We start from the raw sequence: 260 nt of genomic DNA, 5'->3' as shown, positions 1-260 counted from the left end.
ATCCGCTGTCGCCGCTCGCGCTGAGCCGCGCGCTGCGCAAGCTGCCGGCGCGCAATGCAGTGTTCTGGAATCCCGGCTTCGTACCGGCCGCGTGGCCGGGCCTGCCGTCGGTCGTCGTCGTGCACGATCTCACGCATCGCCACTTCTATACGCGTGCGCATCGGCTGTACTACGACACCGTGCTGCGTCCGCTGTACCGCCGCTGCTCGGCCATCGTCTGCGTGTCGGCGTTCACGCGCGACGAATTCCTCGCGTGGTCG

The 260-nt window shown here is 68.5% G+C and carries 1 protein-coding gene; it reads left to right on the top strand.

Features of this window, described 5'->3' with window-relative positions; genetic code table 11:
* Nucleotides 1-260: glycosyltransferase (locus SB816_RS32845; protein WP_410548361.1), on the top strand; the 260-nt coding region annotated here is incomplete at both ends.

It is taken from the genome of Achromobacter sp. SIMBA_011 (assembly GCF_046535435.1).
In the GTDB taxonomy this organism is placed as follows: domain Bacteria; phylum Pseudomonadota; class Gammaproteobacteria; order Burkholderiales; family Burkholderiaceae_B; genus Achromobacter; species Achromobacter dolens.
Note: the sequence above shows the minus strand (reverse complement) of the source record. Positions and strands in the feature narration are given on the sequence as shown.